Genomic DNA, 300 nt, shown 5'->3' on the forward strand with positions numbered 1-300 from the left:
GTAACCAGCAGCCTGAACGTCCTTGATAGGCGTTACCTTGAGCCCAATGATATCCGCGATCTTGCGGCGTAGCGGGCCCTCAGGTTCTTTTTCCAGCAAGAACGTTGAAGACTTACGGGCCTTCACCGTGAATCCGTTACTGAGCCGCACTGTCACGTGTTTCGCGGCAGTACCGCACCGCACGATCTCGCCCTCACCGAATTCGGTGTGGACTGCGCGCCCCTTCAGTTCAGAGAGCGCCGTATCCACGACACCCGAGATACGCTCGCTATCCGCCTCGTCATCAGACGACGTGTAATC

Annotated in this window: 1 protein-coding gene; it reads right to left on the reverse strand. The window is 57.7% G+C overall.

The genetic code is table 11. The features are described 5' to 3' along the window. The coding region (locus AC1RPR_RS08690; RefSeq protein WP_481763551.1) for a hypothetical protein at window positions 1–300 on the reverse strand (300 nt) is incomplete at both ends.

It is taken from the genome of Dellaglioa sp. CoH-57-MRSF-22 (genome assembly GCF_056781895.1).